The following is an 18269-nucleotide window of genomic DNA, read 5'->3' on the forward strand; positions in this document are numbered from 1 at the left end:
ATTGTCCACCCTTAGTTAATATAAACTATTCTTCTTCCTTTTTGTCTTTGGTTTCATCTTTCTTTTCAGAGGCTTCCATTTGATTTTTCAGGGCTGCCAATTCAGAGATGTCACCAAGGGTTGTCTTTTCAAGGCTGTCTTTGAGCTTTTTAACACCTTTTTTGGTGTTTTTGGTCTGACTCTTTTTAGCCGATTGCTCTTCCGAACGTTTCTCATCTTCAAAGACACGTGAATGAGAAAGAATGATGCGCTTGGCGCCTTTATTAAACTCAATCACTTTGAAAGGCAACTTTTCATCGGCTTTGGCCTGACTTCCGTCTTCCTTTACGAGATGACGGGGTGTGGCAAAACCTTCAACACCGTACGGTAATGCAATTACGGCACCTTTATCGAAAATGTCAACTATTGTACCTTCATGAATGGAATCCACGGTAAAGATGGTTTCAAAAACATCCCATGGGTTTTCTTCCAATTGCTTGTGCCCTAAGCTCAAACGACGATTATCCTTGTCGATATCGAGAACAACAACCTCGATCTCTTCGCCAACATTGGTAAACTCGGCCGGATGCTTCACTTTCCTGGTCCACGAAAGATCCGAAATGTGAATTAGTCCGTCAATACCTTCTTCAATTTCAACAAACACGCCGAAGTTAGTAAAGTTACGAACTTTTGCCTTGTGTTTGCTGCCAACAGGGTATTTTTCTTCAATATTATCCCACGGATCGGGCTTAAGCTGCTTCATTCCCAGCGACATTTTGCGCTCCTCACGGTCGAGGGTCAAAATCTGGGCTTCTATTTCATCACCCACCTTCAGGAAGTCTTGTGCACTTCTCAGATGCTGCGACCATGACATTTCAGAAACGTGTATGAGTCCTTCAACGCCCGGTGCTATTTCAACAAAAGCACCATAATCGGCCATAACAACCACTTTTCCTTTCACTACATCACCAACTTTCAGATTTGGATCCAATGAATCCCATGGGTGTGGAGTCAGCTGTTTAAGTCCCAGAGCTATACGCTTCTTCTCATCATCGAAATCGAGAATGACCACGTTAAGTTTCTGATCGAGCTGTACGACCTCCTCCGGATGCGAAACGCGTCCCCAGGAAAGGTCTGTTATATGGATCAGTCCGTCTACACCACCAAGATCGATAAAAACACCATAAGAAGTGATGTTCTTGACGGTACCTTCGAGAACCTGACCTTTTTCCAGCTTGGAAATAATCTCTTTCTTCTGTTGCTCCAGTTCAGCCTCGATAAGTGCTTTGTGGGAAACAACAACATTTTTGAATTCGGGATTGATCTTAACTACTTTGAATTCCATGGTTTTACCCACGTACATATCGTAGTCGCGAATGGGCTTCACATCAATTTGTGACCCGGGAAGAAAAGCTTCAATACCAAATACATCAACGATCATACCTCCTTTGGTTCGGCACTTGATGTATCCCTTAATAACTTCATCTTTTTCGAGAGCCTCATTAACACGATCCCATGAGCGGAGAGCTCTTGCTTTTTTGTGAGAAAGTACCAGCTGACCTTTTTTGTCTTCCTGACTTTCTACATATACTTCAACCTTATCGCCGACTTTCAGGTCGGGGTTGTAACGAAATTCGTTACGGCTGACGATACCATCTGATTTGAAACCGATGTTAATGACAACCTCACGCTTGTTCATGGCGATTACGGTACCGTCAATCACTTCTTTTTCGGAGATGGTAGACAAAGTTTTGTCATACATCTTCTCCAGTTCCTTCTTCTCAGAACCTTTGGCTTCTTCGACCAAATCGCCGTTTTCATACTTATCCCAATCGAAATCAGCATTAGCTGTTTCAACGGTTTCAACCTCCTGGTCTTCTTTTCTTGTTTCTGTAACCCCGGACGACTCTTCGTTGGCTTCTTCTGCCTGTGGAGCCTGTTCCTCAACTTTTTCGTTTACTTCCGAAGCATTTTCCTGCTCCTGTAAGTTTTCTTTTTCTTCAAATTCTGCCATTAATTAAACCTCGCAAAATCTATTGGTTAGACATTATATTATTTAAAAATCGGTGCAAAAATAGGAACTTTTCTCACAATACAATAATAATCTTCTAATTTTCTCATTGTTAAAATTTTTACATCTGAAACGAGCATGGCAAAGTTTGCCACAATCAGAATATGTATACGTTCTTGCATGCGAGTTCCATCCGACATTAATAAATAAATTTTATACGGATGAAACGAGCATGGCAAAGTTTGCCACAACAAGAATAACTGAGTGCAGTATAAAAAACATCTTTATCTTCACTACACTACTCACTACTGACTAAAAACTAATGACTAAATCCTAATGACTAAATCCTGCCACTTTATCACCCCGGTAAAATTCCACTTCTTCCATAATCACTTCAGAATGCCACGGGATTAAATTTAACTGATAAAACATGGAAAGTCAAATTTTCGGATTGAACCACATCGGAAATTAACAGTCGAACAAACGAAAAATACTATATTTGACCTTCACAGAGTAGAAAGACAAACTTTAAAATAAATTACTATGCTAATTCAGTGGACCGAAGACCTCTCCGTAGGCAATGAAAAAATTGACAAAGAACACCAGCGATGGATTGAAATCTTAAACGATTTTTATGAAGGAATCAGACAGGGTAAATCAAAAGAAAAGCTGGAGGAATTGCTCGAGGCAATGCTTGATTACACAAGGTATCACTTCAAAAGTGAAGAAGCGTATATGAAATCCTTCGATTTTCCAGGCCTGGAAGATCATAGGAAACTCCACAACGAATACGCTGATAAAATAGCCGGTTTTTATGAAAAATTAAAGAACGGGAAACTGATCCTGTCGGTTGAAGTAACCAACTTCCTGAAATCCTGGCTTATCAATCACATCAAAGGAGTTGACCAGCAGTACGCCGATTTTGTGGCAAAAAAGAAATAAAATTTACTCCCAATCACATGAGTGCGGTCTATAAAGCATCTTTGTTGCCAAAATCGAGGCATTTTAGTTTTTTATACCGAAGTTAACTCTTTGTTAATAAGGATTCAAGAATTTAAAACAACAATAAGTTTGGCAACAAAGATGCTTTTTGTACCGGGCTCATCCATAATTTTCATATTTTTGACACCATTCAATAACAAATAGATTGTTAGATTTTTAGATATTAAGATGTAAGATAATCCATACAAACTTAATATACTGCATTTTAGCGGACAAGCCCTTTTTTATATACACAAACAATAGGTTTGCAGCCTGTTGCAAAAGTTTAACGAACTATTTTAACAGAAAAATTTGTAAGCGTGAGACAGACCGGAGAAAGCACTTCTGAACGGGAATTAGTATACAAAATTAAAAACCAGAATTAAGATGAAAATATCAATTGTCGGAACCGGTTACGTAGGACTGGTAACAGGTACATGTTTTGCCGATACAGGCGTGAATGTTACATGTGTCGATATCGATGAAAAAAAAATTACCAATCTGAAGAAAGGAATAGTTCCGATATATGAGCCGGGACTGGAGACCATGATTAAAACCAATGTGGAAAAAGGCCGACTTCATTTTACTACCAGTCTGAAAGAAAGTATCGACCAGGCTGAAGTAATTTTTATTGCCGTAGGAACTCCTCCGGGCGAAGACGGAAGTGCCGATCTGAGTCACGTTCTGGCTGTAGCTACCGACATCGGGAAACATCTCGACCACACCATAGTTGTTGTAACCAAAAGCACAGTCCCCATTGGAACCGCCGAGAAAGTAAGAGCAGCAGTACAATCCGAATTGAAACAGCGTGGTGAAGAAATTCCGTTTTTCGTAGCCTCCAATCCCGAATTTTTAAAAGAAGGAAATGCCATTGATGATTTTCTGAAGCCGGATCGTATTGTAGTTGGTACCGACTCCGAAGAAGCAGAAAAAGTTATTCGTCGCCTGTACAAGCCTTTCCTTCTCAACAATCATCCCATCCTGTTCATGGACATTCCATCTGCCGAGCTGACAAAATATGCAGCCAATGCCATGCTGGCCACCAAGATCAGCTTTATGAACGACATTGCCAATCTTTGCGAACTTGTTGGTGCTGATGTAAATATGGTTCGAAAAGGGATTGGTAGTGACAGCAGGATTGGAAACAAATTCATTTACCCGGGTATCGGCTACGGCGGAAGCTGTTTCCCTAAAGATGTCAAAGCCATAATCCGCACGGCCAACGCCTTTAATTATCCTCTGCGTCTTCTGCAGGCTGTCGAGAATATCAATGAAGACCAGAAGCGGATCATTGCAGCCAAAGTCAAAAATTATTTCAACAACGATGTAAAAGGTAAAACTTTTGCCATCTGGGGACTCAGCTTTAAACCCCATACCGACGATATGCGTGAGGCTCCATCCAAAGTTATCATTAAAGAGCTGCTGGAAGCAGGCGCTCATATTAAAGCCTACGACCCGGTTGCCATGAATGAAGCTAAAAAGGAATTTGGTAACACCATTCAGTATGGTCAGGACCCTTATGATGTGCTTATTGATGCAGATGGACTTTTGTTACTGACCGAATGGCCGGAATTCCGTATTCCCAATTACAAGGTTATGGCGAAGCTGATGAATCACAACGTGGTTTTCGACGGTCGTAATATTTATGATATGGCCGAAATGGCCGAAAACGGATTCGATTACTTTGGCATAGGACGTTCCCGAAAAAAACACGAATAACTTAAACCAATTAATGAAGCGAATATTAGTAACAGGCGGAGCGGGATTTATAGGCTCGCATCTTTGCGAAAAGCTTGTATCGCAGGGACACGATGTCATCTGTCTGGACAATTATTTTACCGGCTCCAAACTGAATATCAGTCATCTGATGGACAACCATTACTTTGAAGTGGTTCGTCATGATGTAACCCACCCCTATTTTGCCGAAGTAGACGAAATTTACAATCTGGCCTGTCCGGCTTCTCCCATTCATTATCAATACAACCCCATAAAAACTATAAAGACCTCGGTTATGGGTGCCATCAATATGTTGGGGCTGGCCAAACGAATCAAAGCTAAAATTCTACAGGCATCAACCAGTGAGGTTTACGGCGATCCTCTGGAACACCCCCAAACAGAAAATTACTGGGGAAATGTTAATCCTATCGGTATCCGGTCGTGTTATGACGAGGGAAAACGCTGTGCCGAAAGTTTGTTCATGAATTACCACCGACAAAATAATGTTCGTATCAAGATTGTCAGGATATTCAATACTTACGGCCCCCGCATGAACCAGAACGACGGCCGGGTAGTTTCGAATTTCATTGTCCAGGCCCTGAAAAACGAACCTATAACCATCTTTGGGGATGGCAATCAAACCAGAAGCTTTCAGTACATCGACGATCTCATTGAAGGGATGTTGCGCATGATGAACTCCAGAGATGGTTTTTACGGACCGGTAAACATTGGTAATCCACACGAATTCTCGATGCTGAACCTGGCAAATGAAATTATAGACCTGACGGGCTCAGGTTCGAAAATCATATATAAACCGCTGCCTGAAGATGATCCTACCCAGCGTCAACCGGACATAACATTGGCAAAAAAGGAGTTGAACAACTGGGAACCGAAGATTGAGCTTCGCGAAGGACTAAAGAAAACCATTGAATATTTCGACAATTTATTGACCACTTAAAACCCCCTTTATAATGGCTAAGTACAAAGGCATCATTCTGGCAGGTGGTTCAGGAACACGCCTTTATCCTGCTACCCAAAGCATCTCTAAACAGATTATTCCGGTCTACGACAAACCCATGATCTATTATCCGCTCTCCGTTTTAATGCTTGCCGGAATACGTGAAATACTGATTATCTCCACCCCCGGGGATTTGCCTCTTTACCAAAGACTTTTGGAAGACGGTAAACAATGGGGTATTACCTTCGAGTATGCAGAGCAACCCTCGCCCGACGGACTGGCACAGGCTTTTCTGATCGGAGAAGAATTTATAGGAGATGATCCGGTTTGCCTGATTTTGGGCGATAACATTTTTTACGGTTATGAATTCAGTCGAATCCTAAACAACGTAAATCCCAGTGAAAACCATGCCGTTATTTTCGGCTATTATGTCAACGATCCAGAGAGATACGGTGTCGCAGATTTTGATGAAAATGGCAATGTGCTAAGCATTGAAGAAAAACCACTCCATCCGAAATCAAATTATGCAGTTACAGGATTGTATTTCTATCCACCCGATGTGGTGAGCAAAGCAAAAAAACTGAAACCCAGCAAACGGGGAGAATTGGAAATCACCGATCTGAACCGGCTCTACCTGGACGAAAAACGGCTGAAAACACAACTCCTGGGCAGAGGAATGGCCTGGCTCGATACCGGTACACACGACAGCCTGCTTCAGGCATCCAACTTTATTGCAACCATCGAAAAAAGACAGGGCCTTAAAGTTGCCTGTATCGAAGAAATTGCTTATAAAAAAGAATACATCAGCAGGGAACAGCTTTTAAAATTAGCCGAACCCCTTAAGAAAAACGATTACGGACAGTATCTCATAAAAATTGCAGACCAAAACCTAAAAACCATACAAAAACAATTATAACGTTTATGCAAGTACACGAAACCAAAATACCGGGACTGCTCATCATTGAGCCCGACATTTTCTCCGATCAAAGGGGATATTTTTATGAATCTTACAACAAGGAAAAGTATCAAAAAAAGGGTATTCCCTCTGATTTTGTTCAGGATAATGTCTCTTCATCAGTCAGAGGGGTGATACGGGGTCTCCATTACCAGTTGGCTCCCTTTGCACAGGCAAAGCTCATTCAGGTACTTAAAGGAAAAGTTTTGGATGTAGCGGTAGATTTGCGCCAGGGATCACCAACATTTGGAGAACATTTCCCGATTGAACTAAGTGATGACAGCCATCTGCAGTTTTTTATTCCCAAGGGGTTTGCCCACGGGTTTTCGGTGTTAAGCGACGAAGTCATTTTCTCCTACAAATGCGATAATTTCTATAATAAAGATGCAGAAAGGGGCATTAACTATAAAGATGCAACTTTAAATATCGATTGGCAGCTTCCCGAAAACGAAATTATTGTTTCCGGAAAGGACAAAGTCCTGCCCGCATTCAATGAATCCGAAAGAAATTTTGTCTTCAAAAACTGAAAGCATGCAACAACAAATACTAATTGTCGGAAAAGAAGGGCAACTGGGAAGTACGTTTGAAGAATTATCAAAAAGCACCGGGTGGGCAACGTTCACGTTTTCCACAATCGATAAACTGAATCTCACCGATCCTGAATCCATCAAACAATTTTTTACCGGTAAAAAATTTGACTTCATTATAAACTGTGCTGCTTATACTGCTGTCGACAAAGCCGAAGAAGACAGAGAGACCGCTTTCAAACTCAATTCCGAAGCCCCGGCGCTCCTTGCAGAGGAAGCCGCCTCAATGGAGGCCGGTTTTATTCATATTTCTACCGATTATGTATTTGGAGGCCGGCATTGCCGGCCCCTGAAACCCGGAGACCCCAAACATCCCGAATCGGTTTACGGAAAATCAAAGTTACAGGGCGAAGAGGCGGTGCTTAAAAAGCACTCCCAAAGTATGATTATACGCACTTCCTGGCTCTATTCGCCATACGGCCGGAATTTTCTGAAAACCATGCTCAGGCTCGCACAGGAAAAAGAATCCCTTAAAGTGGTTTTCGATCAGGTTGGCACTCCAACCCTTGCCAGTGATCTCGCCGGTTCAATCCTCACAATCATCCGTAAAACAGGATCGAAAGAAAAAAAATTTGTTCCGGGTGTTTACCATTTTTCCAACGAAGGCGTATGCAGCTGGTACGACTTTGCTGTTGCCATCTTTCGTGAAGCAGGTTCGGAGTGCCGCGTTTTTCCTGTAGAGTCCGGCGAGTTTCCGACGAAAGCTCCACGACCTTTTTATTCTGTGATGGATAAATCTCTGATAAAGAATACTTATGAAATAGAAATTCCTCACTGGCAGGATAGCCTGATAAAGTGTCTGAAAAAGATAAAAAATTCCGGCCTGCTGTAAAAAGGATTTTATTGTAACTTTGTTTAGTATGTTCCTGATGTACAAATAACAAAATTGAGTGCAGTATAAAAAGGATATTTTTGTCAAAATCCAGGCGTTTTAAATTTATGTATCGAAGTTAACTTGTTGTTAATGAGGATACAAAAATTAAAACAACAACAAGTTTGGCAACAAAGATGAGGGCAGTCTAAAAAGCCTTTTGACCCCTAAATCCCCTAAAGGGGACTTTTTCAAACTGCTGATTTTTAGCAGTTCCCCTTTAGGGGTCAGGGGTAAAAATGTTAAAAATCAGCAGTTTGAAGGCTTTTTATACTGCACTCTAAGATGCTTTTTAGACCGGGCTCAAAATTATGCACTGAGCATAACAGAGATGGTCACAATTCAGTTTTGTCCAAAAAAACAATTAAAAATATAAGATATGACAAGAAAAAATATACCAGACCTGGTAAAACAAAGAGCCGAACAATGGCTTAAGGGTAAATATGACGAGGAAACCAAGGCCAAGGTGAAGGAAATGCTTGAGAGCGATGACCCTTCCGAATTAATTGATGCATTTTATAAAGACCTGGAATTTGGAACCGGGGGCTTGAGAGGCATCATGGGGACAGGAAGCAATCGTATGAATAAATACACGGTTGGATCAGCTACTCAGGGACTGGCCAATTATCTGAAAAAAGAATTTGCCGGACTTCAGGAAATTAAAGTGGTAATTGGTCACGACTGCCGTAACAACAGTCGTTTCTTTGCCGAAACGGTAGCCGATATTTTCTCGGCCAACGGCATTAAAGCCTTCCTTTTTGATGATCTGCGGCCCACCCCTGAAATTTCGTATGCCATCCGCGAATTAAAGTGTCAGAGTGGTGTTATCTTAACCGCATCACACAACCCTAAAGAATATAACGGATACAAGGCTTATTGGGAAGACGGCGCTCAAATTATAGGGCCACATGATAAAAACATCATCAACGAAGTTCGGAAAATTACGAATGTTGAAGATATTAAATTTGAAGGTAACCCCGATTTAATTGAAATTATCGGGGCCGCCATGGACGAAAAATTTATTCAGCAGGTCGCTTCACTCTCTTTCAATCCCGATGTTATCCGGCGTCAGAAAGATATGAAAATAGTTTTCAGCCCCATCCACGGCACTACAGTCAAAATTCTCCCCCAAGCCTTGAAAAGGATAGGCTTTGAGAACATCATTCATGTCCCGGAACAAGATGTTGTAAGTGGCGACTTCCCTACTGTTGTTTCGCCCAATCCCGAAGAACCTGCCGCCATGGAAATGGCAATTGCCAGGGCCGAAGAAACCGGTGCCGACCTTGTGGTTGCTACCGACCCCGACGGAGACCGGTTGGGCGTTGCATTCAGAAATGAAACCGGCAGGTTTGTCCTGGTCAATGGCAACCAGACCGCCATTTTACTCACCTGGTACATGCTGAACCAATGGAAAGAAAAAGGCTTGTTGACAGGAAAAGAATACACGGTAAAAACCATTGTCACCTCCGAGCTTATAAAAACCATTGCCGATGCCGCAGGAGTGGAATGTTATGATACATACACGGGGTTCAAATGGATTGCCGCAATAATAAGAGAACTGGAAGGCCGGAAAAAGTATATTTGCGGCGGTGAAGAAAGCTACGGATTCCTCCCTGGTGATTATGTCCGCGATAAAGATGCAGTGGGTGCAGTGGTTATGATGAGTGAAATTGCTGCTCTGGCAAAAGACCAGGGAAAATCGCTCTTTGAATTGCTCCTTGACATTTACATTACGTATGGTTTTTCACAGGAAAAGATGAAATATATTGTACGTGAAGGAAAGAGTGGAGCTGAAGAGATTGAATCTATAATGAAAAAATTCAGAGAGACACCTCCAACCCGCCTTGGCGGCGCCAAAGTATCATTGGTGAAAGATTATCTGACACTGAAATCAAGGAATCTTATCACCGGCGAAGTTACCGAAATAACCGATAAGCCGACCACCTCCAATGTTCTCCAGTTCTTTACTGAAGACGGTTCCAAAATTTCGGTTCGGCCCTCAGGAACCGAACCAAAAATTAAATTTTATTTTGAAGTAAAAGATGAACTGAAAAAACGGGAAGATTTCAATAACGTTACTGAAAAGGCTCTGAAAAAAATAGACCGGATAATGGACGATATGGAAGTGGACGAATAGCAGAGAATTATAAAAACAAAAGTTCCGGAATTCCGGAACTTTTGTTTTTATACATCATCATTCAAAAAACGCATCAGGAAAGTTAACAAAATAAACCCGTTCGGTAGCTCTTGTTACCGCTGTATAGAGCCACCGCAGCAAGTCGCGGGTAAGATAATCCTCTGTAAAATATCCCAAATCCACAAATACCGCTTTCCACTGGCCACCCTGCGATTTATGACAAGTCATGGCATAGGCAAATTTCACCTGGAGGGCATTGTAAAAATCATTTTCTCTTGTATTTCTGTATTGCTTTTTTGAGTCAGATACATCTTCATAATCCTTCATCACTTCATAAAAAAATTTCTCCTGCTCTTCCTGAGTTAGCCCCGCTGCTTTACTCATCAGGGAATCCAGGATAATCCGGACATCAATTTCAATTTCTTTATAGTCAACCAGCCGAAGGACGACATCCGCAAAATGATGGCCGTAAAGATTATGGTAATTGTTTATCCTGATAACTTCAGCTATGTCACCGTTGGCAATAAAGCCAATTTCTTCGTTATCTTTTAACCAGTGATAATTATTCTTCATCATTAAAAGATAATCGCCCACTGACAACTGTTCTTCCCTGAAAAGCACTGTATTTCTTATGCCCTGATTATACAAATTGGCCCTTTTATTAGTCCGGCATATCACCAATGTGTCTTCCAACCCGTAATTGCTGTAACAATAATCGAGTTCTTCAATCAGTTCGGTCCCCGTGATGCGAAAAACATCCGGAAATCCCTCAACCCGAAAGCGGGGATAATCCATAGTTTCAGACTGATTTGCCAGCATTTCCCGCAGCCGGGTAGCATTAAAGAGTATACCGCTACCGATTTTTTGACGTATCACATCGGTCAAAGTTGCAGAAAACACGTTTAACCCGAGAGCAGCTATATTGTTCTCTTCGAGTGCAGGACTCAGGGTGATGCCAACAGGTGGCAACTGAGCATCATCTCCAATAAGCATCAACTTGCAGTTCCGGCCTTCGTAAACATAGCGCACCAGATCGTCGAGCAACCTGCCTGATCCAAAAAATCCCCCTCCCCCGTCATTTGCAATCATTGACGCCTCATCAACGACAAACAATGTATCTTTGTGTAAATTGCGATCCAGGTCAAAAGCAGCAAATCCATCTTTTGAGGATTTCTGACGATAGATTTTTTTGTGTATGGTGTACGCCGGAGCACCGACACTATTCCCCAAAACCTTGGCTGCCCGTCCTGTAGGAGCAAGAAGAACCGACTGCTGACCGAATTCATTCAAAACCTTCACAATAGACCTGACAAGAGTTGTTTTTCCCGTTCCTGCATAGCCTCTCATAACAAAAGCCGTATCACCCGTCCGATCGGCTAAAAACCGGGCAATTTGGCCGATTGATTCTTTTTGCGACGGAGTAGGCTCCATCCCAAATTCAGTAAGTATTCTTTCTTTCAGAAAATCTTCCAGCATACTTTTATTTCTCCTTCTACAACCGGCATTTGTCTTCCTGCAAATTGTCAGTTACATTTGATTCAGATAAAAAAAACATCTGCTTTGCTGACTACCAGCTCAGCTTCAGGCAGTGCAGACAGTTTCGGTGAATCCTATAGCGCTAATATTCAATATTATATCAGTGATTATCCATAAAAAATTAATTCACAGCACATTATTGCTGTCAAATTAAAAAATATTGCGATACAATAAATGAGCCCGGTCTAAAAAGCATCTTTGTTGCCAAACTCGTTGTTGTTTTAAATTTTGCATCCTCATTAACAGCAAGTTAACTCCGGTACAAAAATTTAAAACGCCTTGATTTTGACAAAAATATGCTTTTTTATACTGCACTCATAAGTCATCAAAGGAAAAAAAAACAGAAGCGAAAACAAAGATTTATGAATTATTTGGTATAAAGAAATGGCGGTTTGAATTTTTTTTTAAATTTGTGCAATCGAAACAAAAACAAAAATCCGAAAAATAATGAAAACAGCAATCCAGATTATTCTGACCATTGCCATCCTTGCCTTGGGATATTTGTGTTGGGAAAGCATTCAGAAGCCGGTAAGATTTAACGAAACCCACCAAATGCGGCAGGAGAAAGTTATTGAACGCCTCCAGGGCATTAGAGAAGCGCAGAGAGCATACAAATCAGTGTATGGGAAATTTACCGGAAGCTTTGATACGTTGATCAACTTTATCAACAACGATTCACTCGCGCTCATTCACATGGAAGGAAGGTTGACCGACAGCATGATTGAAGAAGGAATGACCGAACTGAGGGCACTAAAAATGGGAATCATCCAACGCGATACCATTTACGTTGCCGTCAAGGATTCTCTTTTTGGTAAAAATTTCGTACCCGATTCACTCCGATATGTTCCTTTCACCAATAAAGAAGAGTTTGAGATGGAGGCCACAACCATAAAAACGGCATCGGGTGTTGAAGTGCCTGTTTTTGAAGCAAAGGTACACAACAATACTTACCTCAAAGGTCTTGATGAACAACTTATTATCAACTTAAACGAAGAAGCCAAAGCTTACGGAAAATATCCCGGCCTCAAAGTGGGGTCACTCACCGAAGCAAACAACAGCGCCGGTAATTGGGAATAACCTCAAATATTTGAATTATGGTTCCCGACCTTTCGTTAGTTGACGAAACCTTTGACACCAATATTACACAGTCATATTTTTTATCCATCCAGGTGTGCCTGGATGGATTTTCTTTTTCTATTCTCGACCCTGTTCGAAATAAATACATCCAGTTCAGATACTTTTCTTTTCATCCCAAGGTCAAAGAAAGCGATCTGCCTGAACTCACAAACAGGATATTCGAACAAAACGAGCTTTTAAATCTCCCCTACAAAAAAGTTTTTATTCTCATTCCTTCCCGTTTTTCAACATTGGTTCCATCAGGACTTTTCACTCCTGATGAGGCTGCCGCATGGCTCCGTTTCACTCATGAGGTTCCCGAAAATCATAATGTTGTATTTTCCCAGATGAAGCTTGCCGACGCCTGGAATATTTTTGCGATTCCTTCTCACCTGAGTGATATTTTTAAACGGCAATTCCCGGAACCCTCTTTTTTTCAGCAATACATCCCTATGACCGAGACAAAACTTGCCATTAGCCGGCCAGGTGTAAGTAAAACACAATTAATTATCAACTTACAAAACAATTATTTTGACATAGTAGTGCTTGAAAAAAACAATCTTAAACTCAGCAACTCATTCCAGATAAGAGGTGAGAATGATCTGATCTATTACACCCTGTTTGTTTTCGAACAATTGCAGCTTCTTCCTTCCAATATCGAAGTACAGCTCATCGGGGCCCATCCCGAATTCGATGCCATCAGGAAAACATTGGAGAAATACATCAAACATGTCAAACAGCCCGGTTTGCCTTCAGGTTTCCAATACAGTTATCTTTTTAAAGATGTCCCCGGTCACCGGTTTCATAATTTGTTAAGTCTGGCATCATGCGTATCGTAAGCGGTCAGCTAAAAGGCCGGCGATTTTCACCGCCGTCATCTTTTAAAGCCCGGCCAACTACCGATCAGGCCAGGGAGAGCCTTTTTAATATTCTCAACAACCTGATTGATTTTGAAAGCGAAGAAGTACTGGATTTATTCAGTGGAACCGGAGCCATATCTTATGAATTTGCATCACGAGGATGTTCCTCTGTTACTGCGATTGAGAAAAACTATGCAAATTTCAGTTTTATTAAAAAAACAGCAGCCGGGTTCAATATTGAAAATAATCTGAAAGTTATTAAAGCCGATGTATTCAAATTCATCGAAAAAAATAATAAGAAATACACCTTCATTTTTGCCGACCCCCCTTTTGACTTACCACAAACAGAAGAATTGCCAGGCATGGTGATGAATTCCGAAATTTTAACAAAAGACGGCTTATTCGTCCTCGAACATGGTCCGGACAAGAATTTTGAAAACAACCCGTTCTTCTGGCAAAATCGCCATTATGGCAAGGTCAATTTCTCCTTTTTTAAAGTAAAAAAAGATAAAAAAGGGCCATCAGACTGATTTCTGATGACCCTTTTTTGCGGTCTGGACGGGACTTGAACCCGCGACCTCCGGCGTGACAGGCCGGCATTCTAACCAACTGAACTACCAGACCGGAAATGTATGCTTCCCTTTGTTTTTAAAGCGTTGCAAAGATAACGGTTCTTTTTAATTCTGCAATACTATTGATGTAGAAAATCCACTTTTTTCGTGCCTGTCATTCAGATATCCGGTTGTGTTTTTTCAGCAATCCATCAACGGTCATAATCTCAAGATAGGTGGTTCCCCCGCCTATTCCGAAACTGCCTCCGAGATAGGCAACAAGGTCATCATCCTGAATGATATGGTATTTTTTCAAACGCATCAGGGTATTGCTCAAAATTTCACTTTTTGAACTGCCCGGTTCTGTAAGCTCCGGAAAGACTCCGTACGAAAGTGCCAGTTCGCGCCCTACACGTTTATTGTAACAAAGCGCAATCACAGGATTAGGTCCGCGAAAAGCGGCCAGATAACGGGCTGTTTTTCCTGTCAGACTATCTGTCAGTACCGCTTTTATATCCAGTTCTTTAGATGCTTTCACAGCCGTATCGGCAAGGTAAGCGGTAATATCATGCCCGACCACATCCACAGGAATATCATTCCGGGTATCTTTGGCAGCTTCCACTTCTTCGGCTATCCGCGACATAGTCTTAACCGACTCCACGGCATATTCCCCATAAGCAGTTTCTCCACTAAGCATGATTGCATCGGTACGGTAATAAATCGCATTCGCAACATCGGTAACCTCTGCTCTGGTTGGGCGGGGATTTTTGATCATGGAATGCAGCATTTGAGTAGCAACAATAACAGGCTTTTTAGCCTCTACACATTTACGAATCAATTGACGCTGCAGCCCGGGTATTTTTTCCTGGGGAATCTCAATCCCGAGATCGCCCCTTGCCACCATAACACCGTAAACATGCTCAAGAATTTCATCTATCTTCTCTACCCCCTCCTGATTTTCTATTTTCGCAATTATTTTAACCGGGCTGTCGTAATCATCAAGAATATTTTGAATTTCAAGAACATCCTCCTTGTTGCGAACAAAAGAGTGAGCAATGAAATCAATATCATTTTCAATGGCAAACCGGATAAAACTTTTATCTCTCGGGGTTACCGATGGCAAATTAATGCGCACACCCGGCACATTCACACTATTCCGGCTGCCAAGCACACCATTGTTAAGCACTTTACATAGTAATCCGTTACTTTTTTTCTCAATGACTTCCAGTCCTATTTCTCCGTCGTCAATCAAAATAGTGGTACCGCCAGAAACATCGTCGGCTATCTGTGAATAAGATACGCATATTTTTTTGCTGGTGGTTCTTCCATCTGGTTCGCCTGCGAGAAGAATTTCGGAACCTGCTTGTAGTTCAATGTCCTTGTCTGTTACTGTTGTACGAACTTCAGGCCCTTTTGTATCAATAAGAATGGCGATTTCGTCGGACACTGCCCTGATATTATTAACAATCCTGGTTATGCCATCAAAATCTAAGTGAGCGGTATTCAATCTTGCTACATTCATCCCCGCCTCAAAGAGGTTTCTGATAAACTCAACTTCACACCTTTTGTCAGAAATTGTTGCAACAATTTTGGTGAACTTCTTCATTCATTTTCATTTTAAAGCAAATACTTCCTTCGATTATAGATTCAGCAACGCTTCAATGGCCAGCCGGTAGGAGTCAAGGCCAAAACCGCAAATAACACCCCTGCAAACCGGTGAAAGAAAAGAGTGGTGCCTGTAATTTTCACGCTTAAAAACATTAGAGATGTGCACTTCAATTACAGGTACTTCAACCGCAGAAACAGCATCGGCCAAAGCAACAGAAGTATGAGTGTAGCCTCCTGCGTTCAGAATAATACCGAAATCGCCAAATCCATATTCATGAATTTTATTGATCAATTCCCCTTCAATATTGGATTGAAAGTAATCAATTTGGATTGAAGAAAATTTCTTTTGTAAAATATCAAGATACTGGTCGAAGGATTCCTTTCCGTAAGTATCCGGCTCACGAATGCCCAATAAATTCAAATTCGGCCCATTGATAATCAGAATTTTCATCAGTATAAAATTAGTCTAAGTCATTGGTCTGATGGAACTCGCATGATTGATTATATACATGTTCTTTTGTGACAATCTTTGTCATGCTCGTTTCATCCGTATATAATTTACTTAAGTCATTGGTCTGATGGAACTCGCATGCAAGCATTTATACATATTCTTGATGTGGTATGCCTTGTCAAGCCCGTTTTATCTTACCATCTTACATCTAAAAATCTAATAATCTATTAAAACAAACTTTGCCATGCCATTTCATGAGTACGATCTAAAACAGAAATTTAACAGAGTGCAAAAATACGACATCATCATAAATAAAAAAACTGCGTGCAATACTTTATACAAAGAACTGTCAAACAATTTATTGCTGCTGAGCAAACAAATCTGATAACTGAGTGTTGTAACAATATATTACAAAATCTATTGATATGACAAAATATTTAAGAAAATATTTGCATTTACATAAAAAAATTTCGCAACTTTAACCAATGGTATTTTCTTTGATTATCTATCCATGATTTAACCTTAAGTGTTCATAATAAATGAAAGTTAAGATATTTAACATCTGCTGAAACAAAAGTGAATGCAGCTAAATTTACGGAATAATAATTGTTATTAGTGTCAGTCTGTAAAGTGGCTTGTCCGAAAATTACTCATTTACGATAGAAAATTTCGTATTTTCGGACTTTGCAAGCCTTGTAAATGACACTTTCTGAACAGACACATGATTTGACACAACTTTTCCCGACTTTATAGACGGGCACTAATTATAGAAAATCAGCTCCGGGCTTATACTCATTTAAATTTTTTAACATATAGAGAAGGCATCGGTTCTGCAAACAATCACATTCTGCAAAGCAATTTAAGGATTACTAATAAAAATGAACAGCGACATGAATTGGGAACAAGAAGTTAACGGGTTTAAGAACTATTTAAAAGTTGAAAAGGGTCTTTCAGATAATTCTATCCATGCCTACATTACAGACCTTCTTAAATTAGTTCAGTTTTTGAAAGAAAAAGGGTATGATGTTAGCCCGGAACAGGTAAAGCTTGATCACCTGAAAGAGATGATGGAATGGGTGAATGACAAAGGCATCAGTCCACGCACACAAGCCAGGATTATTAGCGGCATTAAATCGTTTTACAAGTATCTTCTCATTGAAGAAAAAGTAGATAAAGATCCCACGGCTCTGCTTGAAACACCAAAAGTGGGACGTAAACTTCCGGAAATTTTATCGGTTGAGGAAATTGATACCATTATCAATGCTGTCGACACCAAGAAGCCCGAAGGCCAACGCAATAAAGCCATACTGGAAACATTATACAGTTGCGGCCTGCGTGTTTCAGAACTGATCGATCTAAAAATATCAAACCTTTTTTTCGAATCAGGTTTTGTGAAAATTGAAGGAAAAGGCAGTAAGGAAAGACTGGTACCGATCAGCACCAAAGCGATAAAAGAGATCAACCTTTATCTGAGCGAATACCGGAGAAACTTAAGGATTCACCCCGACCATGAAGATATTCTTTTTCTCAACAGACGGGGTAAAAAATTATCGCGGGTTATGATTTTTACCATCATTAAAAACATTACCCGAAAACTCGGACTTGAGAAAAACATTAGTCCACATACTTTCCGCCACTCATTTGCCACGCACTTGATCGACGGAGGTGCCAACCTGAGAGCAGTACAGGAAATGCTTGGACATGAATCGATCATTACAACAGAAATTTATACTCACCTGGATAAAGAGTACCTCAAAAATACAATTATCCAGTACCATCCCAGATCGTAAAACTCACCTGGCATAATTTACTGATCCATAATTCCTGTCCCTAAAAAAATTAAAAACGTCTTCAACATTGTTTGGAAAAGCACTTTCAAATTTGTTGAAGACTTTTTTATAACCAAGAGTGCAGTATAAAAAGCATATTTTTGTCAAAATCAAGGCGTTTTA

At 40.8% G+C, this 18269-nt stretch carries 15 protein-coding genes and 1 tRNA gene; 11 read left to right on the forward strand and 5 right to left on the reverse strand.

The features are described from left to right. Positions 1–25: 25 nt before the first annotated feature. Positions 26–1993, reverse strand: coding sequence for a 30S ribosomal protein S1 (gene rpsA, locus ATH1_RS0109955; RefSeq protein ID WP_010420954.1), 1968 nt, complete (start codon positions 1991–1993; stop codon positions 26–28). Between the two features lie 540 nt (positions 1994–2533). On the opposite strand from rpsA, the gene ATH1_RS0109970 reads away from it, so the two are divergent. The 7 genes from ATH1_RS0109970 (at position 2534) to ATH1_RS0110005 (ending at position 10195) form a co-directional block, all read left to right on the forward strand. Beyond that, positions 2534–2932 (forward strand): bacteriohemerythrin, encoded by a 399-nt coding sequence (locus ATH1_RS0109970; protein WP_010420961.1) that lies wholly within the window; start codon positions 2534–2536, stop codon positions 2930–2932. Between the two features lie 426 nt (positions 2933–3358). Next, positions 3359–4690 (forward strand): UDP-glucose dehydrogenase family protein, encoded by a 1332-nt coding sequence (locus tag ATH1_RS0109980; RefSeq protein ID WP_010420964.1) that lies wholly within the window; start codon positions 3359–3361, stop codon positions 4688–4690. Positions 4691–4703: 13 nt separating this feature from the next. Continuing rightward, positions 4704–5645 carry a UDP-glucuronic acid decarboxylase family protein gene (locus ATH1_RS0109985; RefSeq protein ID WP_010420966.1) on the forward strand — a complete coding sequence of 314 codons (942 nt, stop codon included), beginning with the start codon at positions 4704–4706 and terminating at the stop codon, positions 5643–5645. Positions 5646–5658: 13 nt separating this feature from the next. Then, positions 5659–6561 carry a glucose-1-phosphate thymidylyltransferase RfbA gene (gene rfbA / locus ATH1_RS0109990; RefSeq protein ID WP_010420969.1) on the forward strand — a complete coding sequence of 301 codons (903 nt, stop codon included), beginning with the start codon at positions 5659–5661 and terminating at the stop codon, positions 6559–6561. 5 nt (positions 6562–6566) lie between these two features. After that, positions 6567–7127 carry a dTDP-4-dehydrorhamnose 3,5-epimerase gene (gene rfbC / locus ATH1_RS0109995; RefSeq protein WP_010420972.1) on the forward strand — a complete coding sequence of 187 codons (561 nt, stop codon included), beginning with the start codon at positions 6567–6569 and terminating at the stop codon, positions 7125–7127. 4 nt (positions 7128–7131) lie between these two features. Next, on the forward strand, positions 7132–8019 hold the full coding sequence (gene rfbD / locus ATH1_RS0110000) for a dTDP-4-dehydrorhamnose reductase (protein ID WP_044115154.1): 888 nt from the start codon (positions 7132–7134) through the stop codon (positions 8017–8019). Positions 8020–8437: 418 nt separating this feature from the next. Further along, entirely contained in the window at positions 8438–10195 is a 1758-nt protein-coding gene (locus ATH1_RS0110005) for a phospho-sugar mutase (RefSeq protein WP_010420977.1), read from the forward strand. A gap of 57 nt (positions 10196–10252) precedes the next feature. Here the strand turns inward: ATH1_RS0110005 and ATH1_RS0110010 are convergent, their stop codons facing one another. Further along, entirely contained in the window at positions 10253–11671 is a 1419-nt protein-coding gene (locus ATH1_RS0110010) for an ATP-dependent DNA helicase (RefSeq protein ID WP_010420979.1), read from the reverse strand. A 507-nt stretch (positions 11672–12178) separates the two neighbouring features. Here ATH1_RS0110010 and ATH1_RS0110015 point away from each other — a divergent pair. The 3 genes from ATH1_RS0110015 to ATH1_RS0110025 are packed head-to-tail and all read left to right on the forward strand — an operon-like array spanning position 12179 to position 14237. Next, a complete protein-coding gene (locus ATH1_RS0110015) occupies positions 12179–12808 on the forward strand; it encodes a hypothetical protein (protein WP_010420981.1) in 630 nt (209 codons plus the stop codon). 17 nt (positions 12809–12825) lie between these two features. Next, positions 12826–13686 (forward strand): DUF3822 family protein, encoded by an 861-nt coding sequence (locus tag ATH1_RS0110020; RefSeq protein WP_010420982.1) that lies wholly within the window; start codon positions 12826–12828, stop codon positions 13684–13686. Beyond that, positions 13674–14237 carry an RsmD family RNA methyltransferase gene (locus ATH1_RS0110025; protein ID WP_010420984.1) on the forward strand — a complete coding sequence of 188 codons (564 nt, stop codon included), beginning with the start codon at positions 13674–13676 and terminating at the stop codon, positions 14235–14237. The genes ATH1_RS0110020 and ATH1_RS0110025 overlap by 13 nt, the downstream gene beginning before the upstream one ends. A gap of 20 nt (positions 14238–14257) precedes the next feature. On the opposite strand, the gene ATH1_RS0110030 is transcribed toward ATH1_RS0110025, so the two are convergent. The 3 genes from ATH1_RS0110030 to aroQ form a co-directional block, all read right to left on the reverse strand. Continuing rightward, positions 14258–14331, reverse strand: a tRNA-Asp gene (locus tag ATH1_RS0110030). 102 nt (positions 14332–14433) lie between these two features. Continuing rightward, positions 14434–15864, reverse strand: coding sequence for a pyruvate kinase (gene pyk / locus ATH1_RS0110035; protein WP_010420987.1), 1431 nt, complete (start codon positions 15862–15864; stop codon positions 14434–14436). A gap of 33 nt (positions 15865–15897) precedes the next feature. Further along, positions 15898–16317, reverse strand: a complete 420-nt coding sequence (gene aroQ, locus ATH1_RS0110040; protein WP_010420991.1) for a type II 3-dehydroquinate dehydratase — start codon at positions 16315–16317, stop codon at positions 15898–15900. Between the two features lie 878 nt (positions 16318–17195). Here aroQ and xerD point away from each other — a divergent pair. Further along, complete coding sequence (gene xerD / locus ATH1_RS0110045) at positions 17196–18107, forward strand: site-specific tyrosine recombinase XerD (protein WP_010420994.1); 912 nt, start codon at positions 17196–17198, stop codon at positions 18105–18107. Positions 18108–18269: the final 162 nt, after the last annotated feature.

Source organism: Anaerophaga thermohalophila DSM 12881, assembly GCF_000191885.1.
Classification (GTDB): domain Bacteria; phylum Bacteroidota; class Bacteroidia; order Bacteroidales; family Marinilabiliaceae; genus Anaerophaga; species Anaerophaga thermohalophila.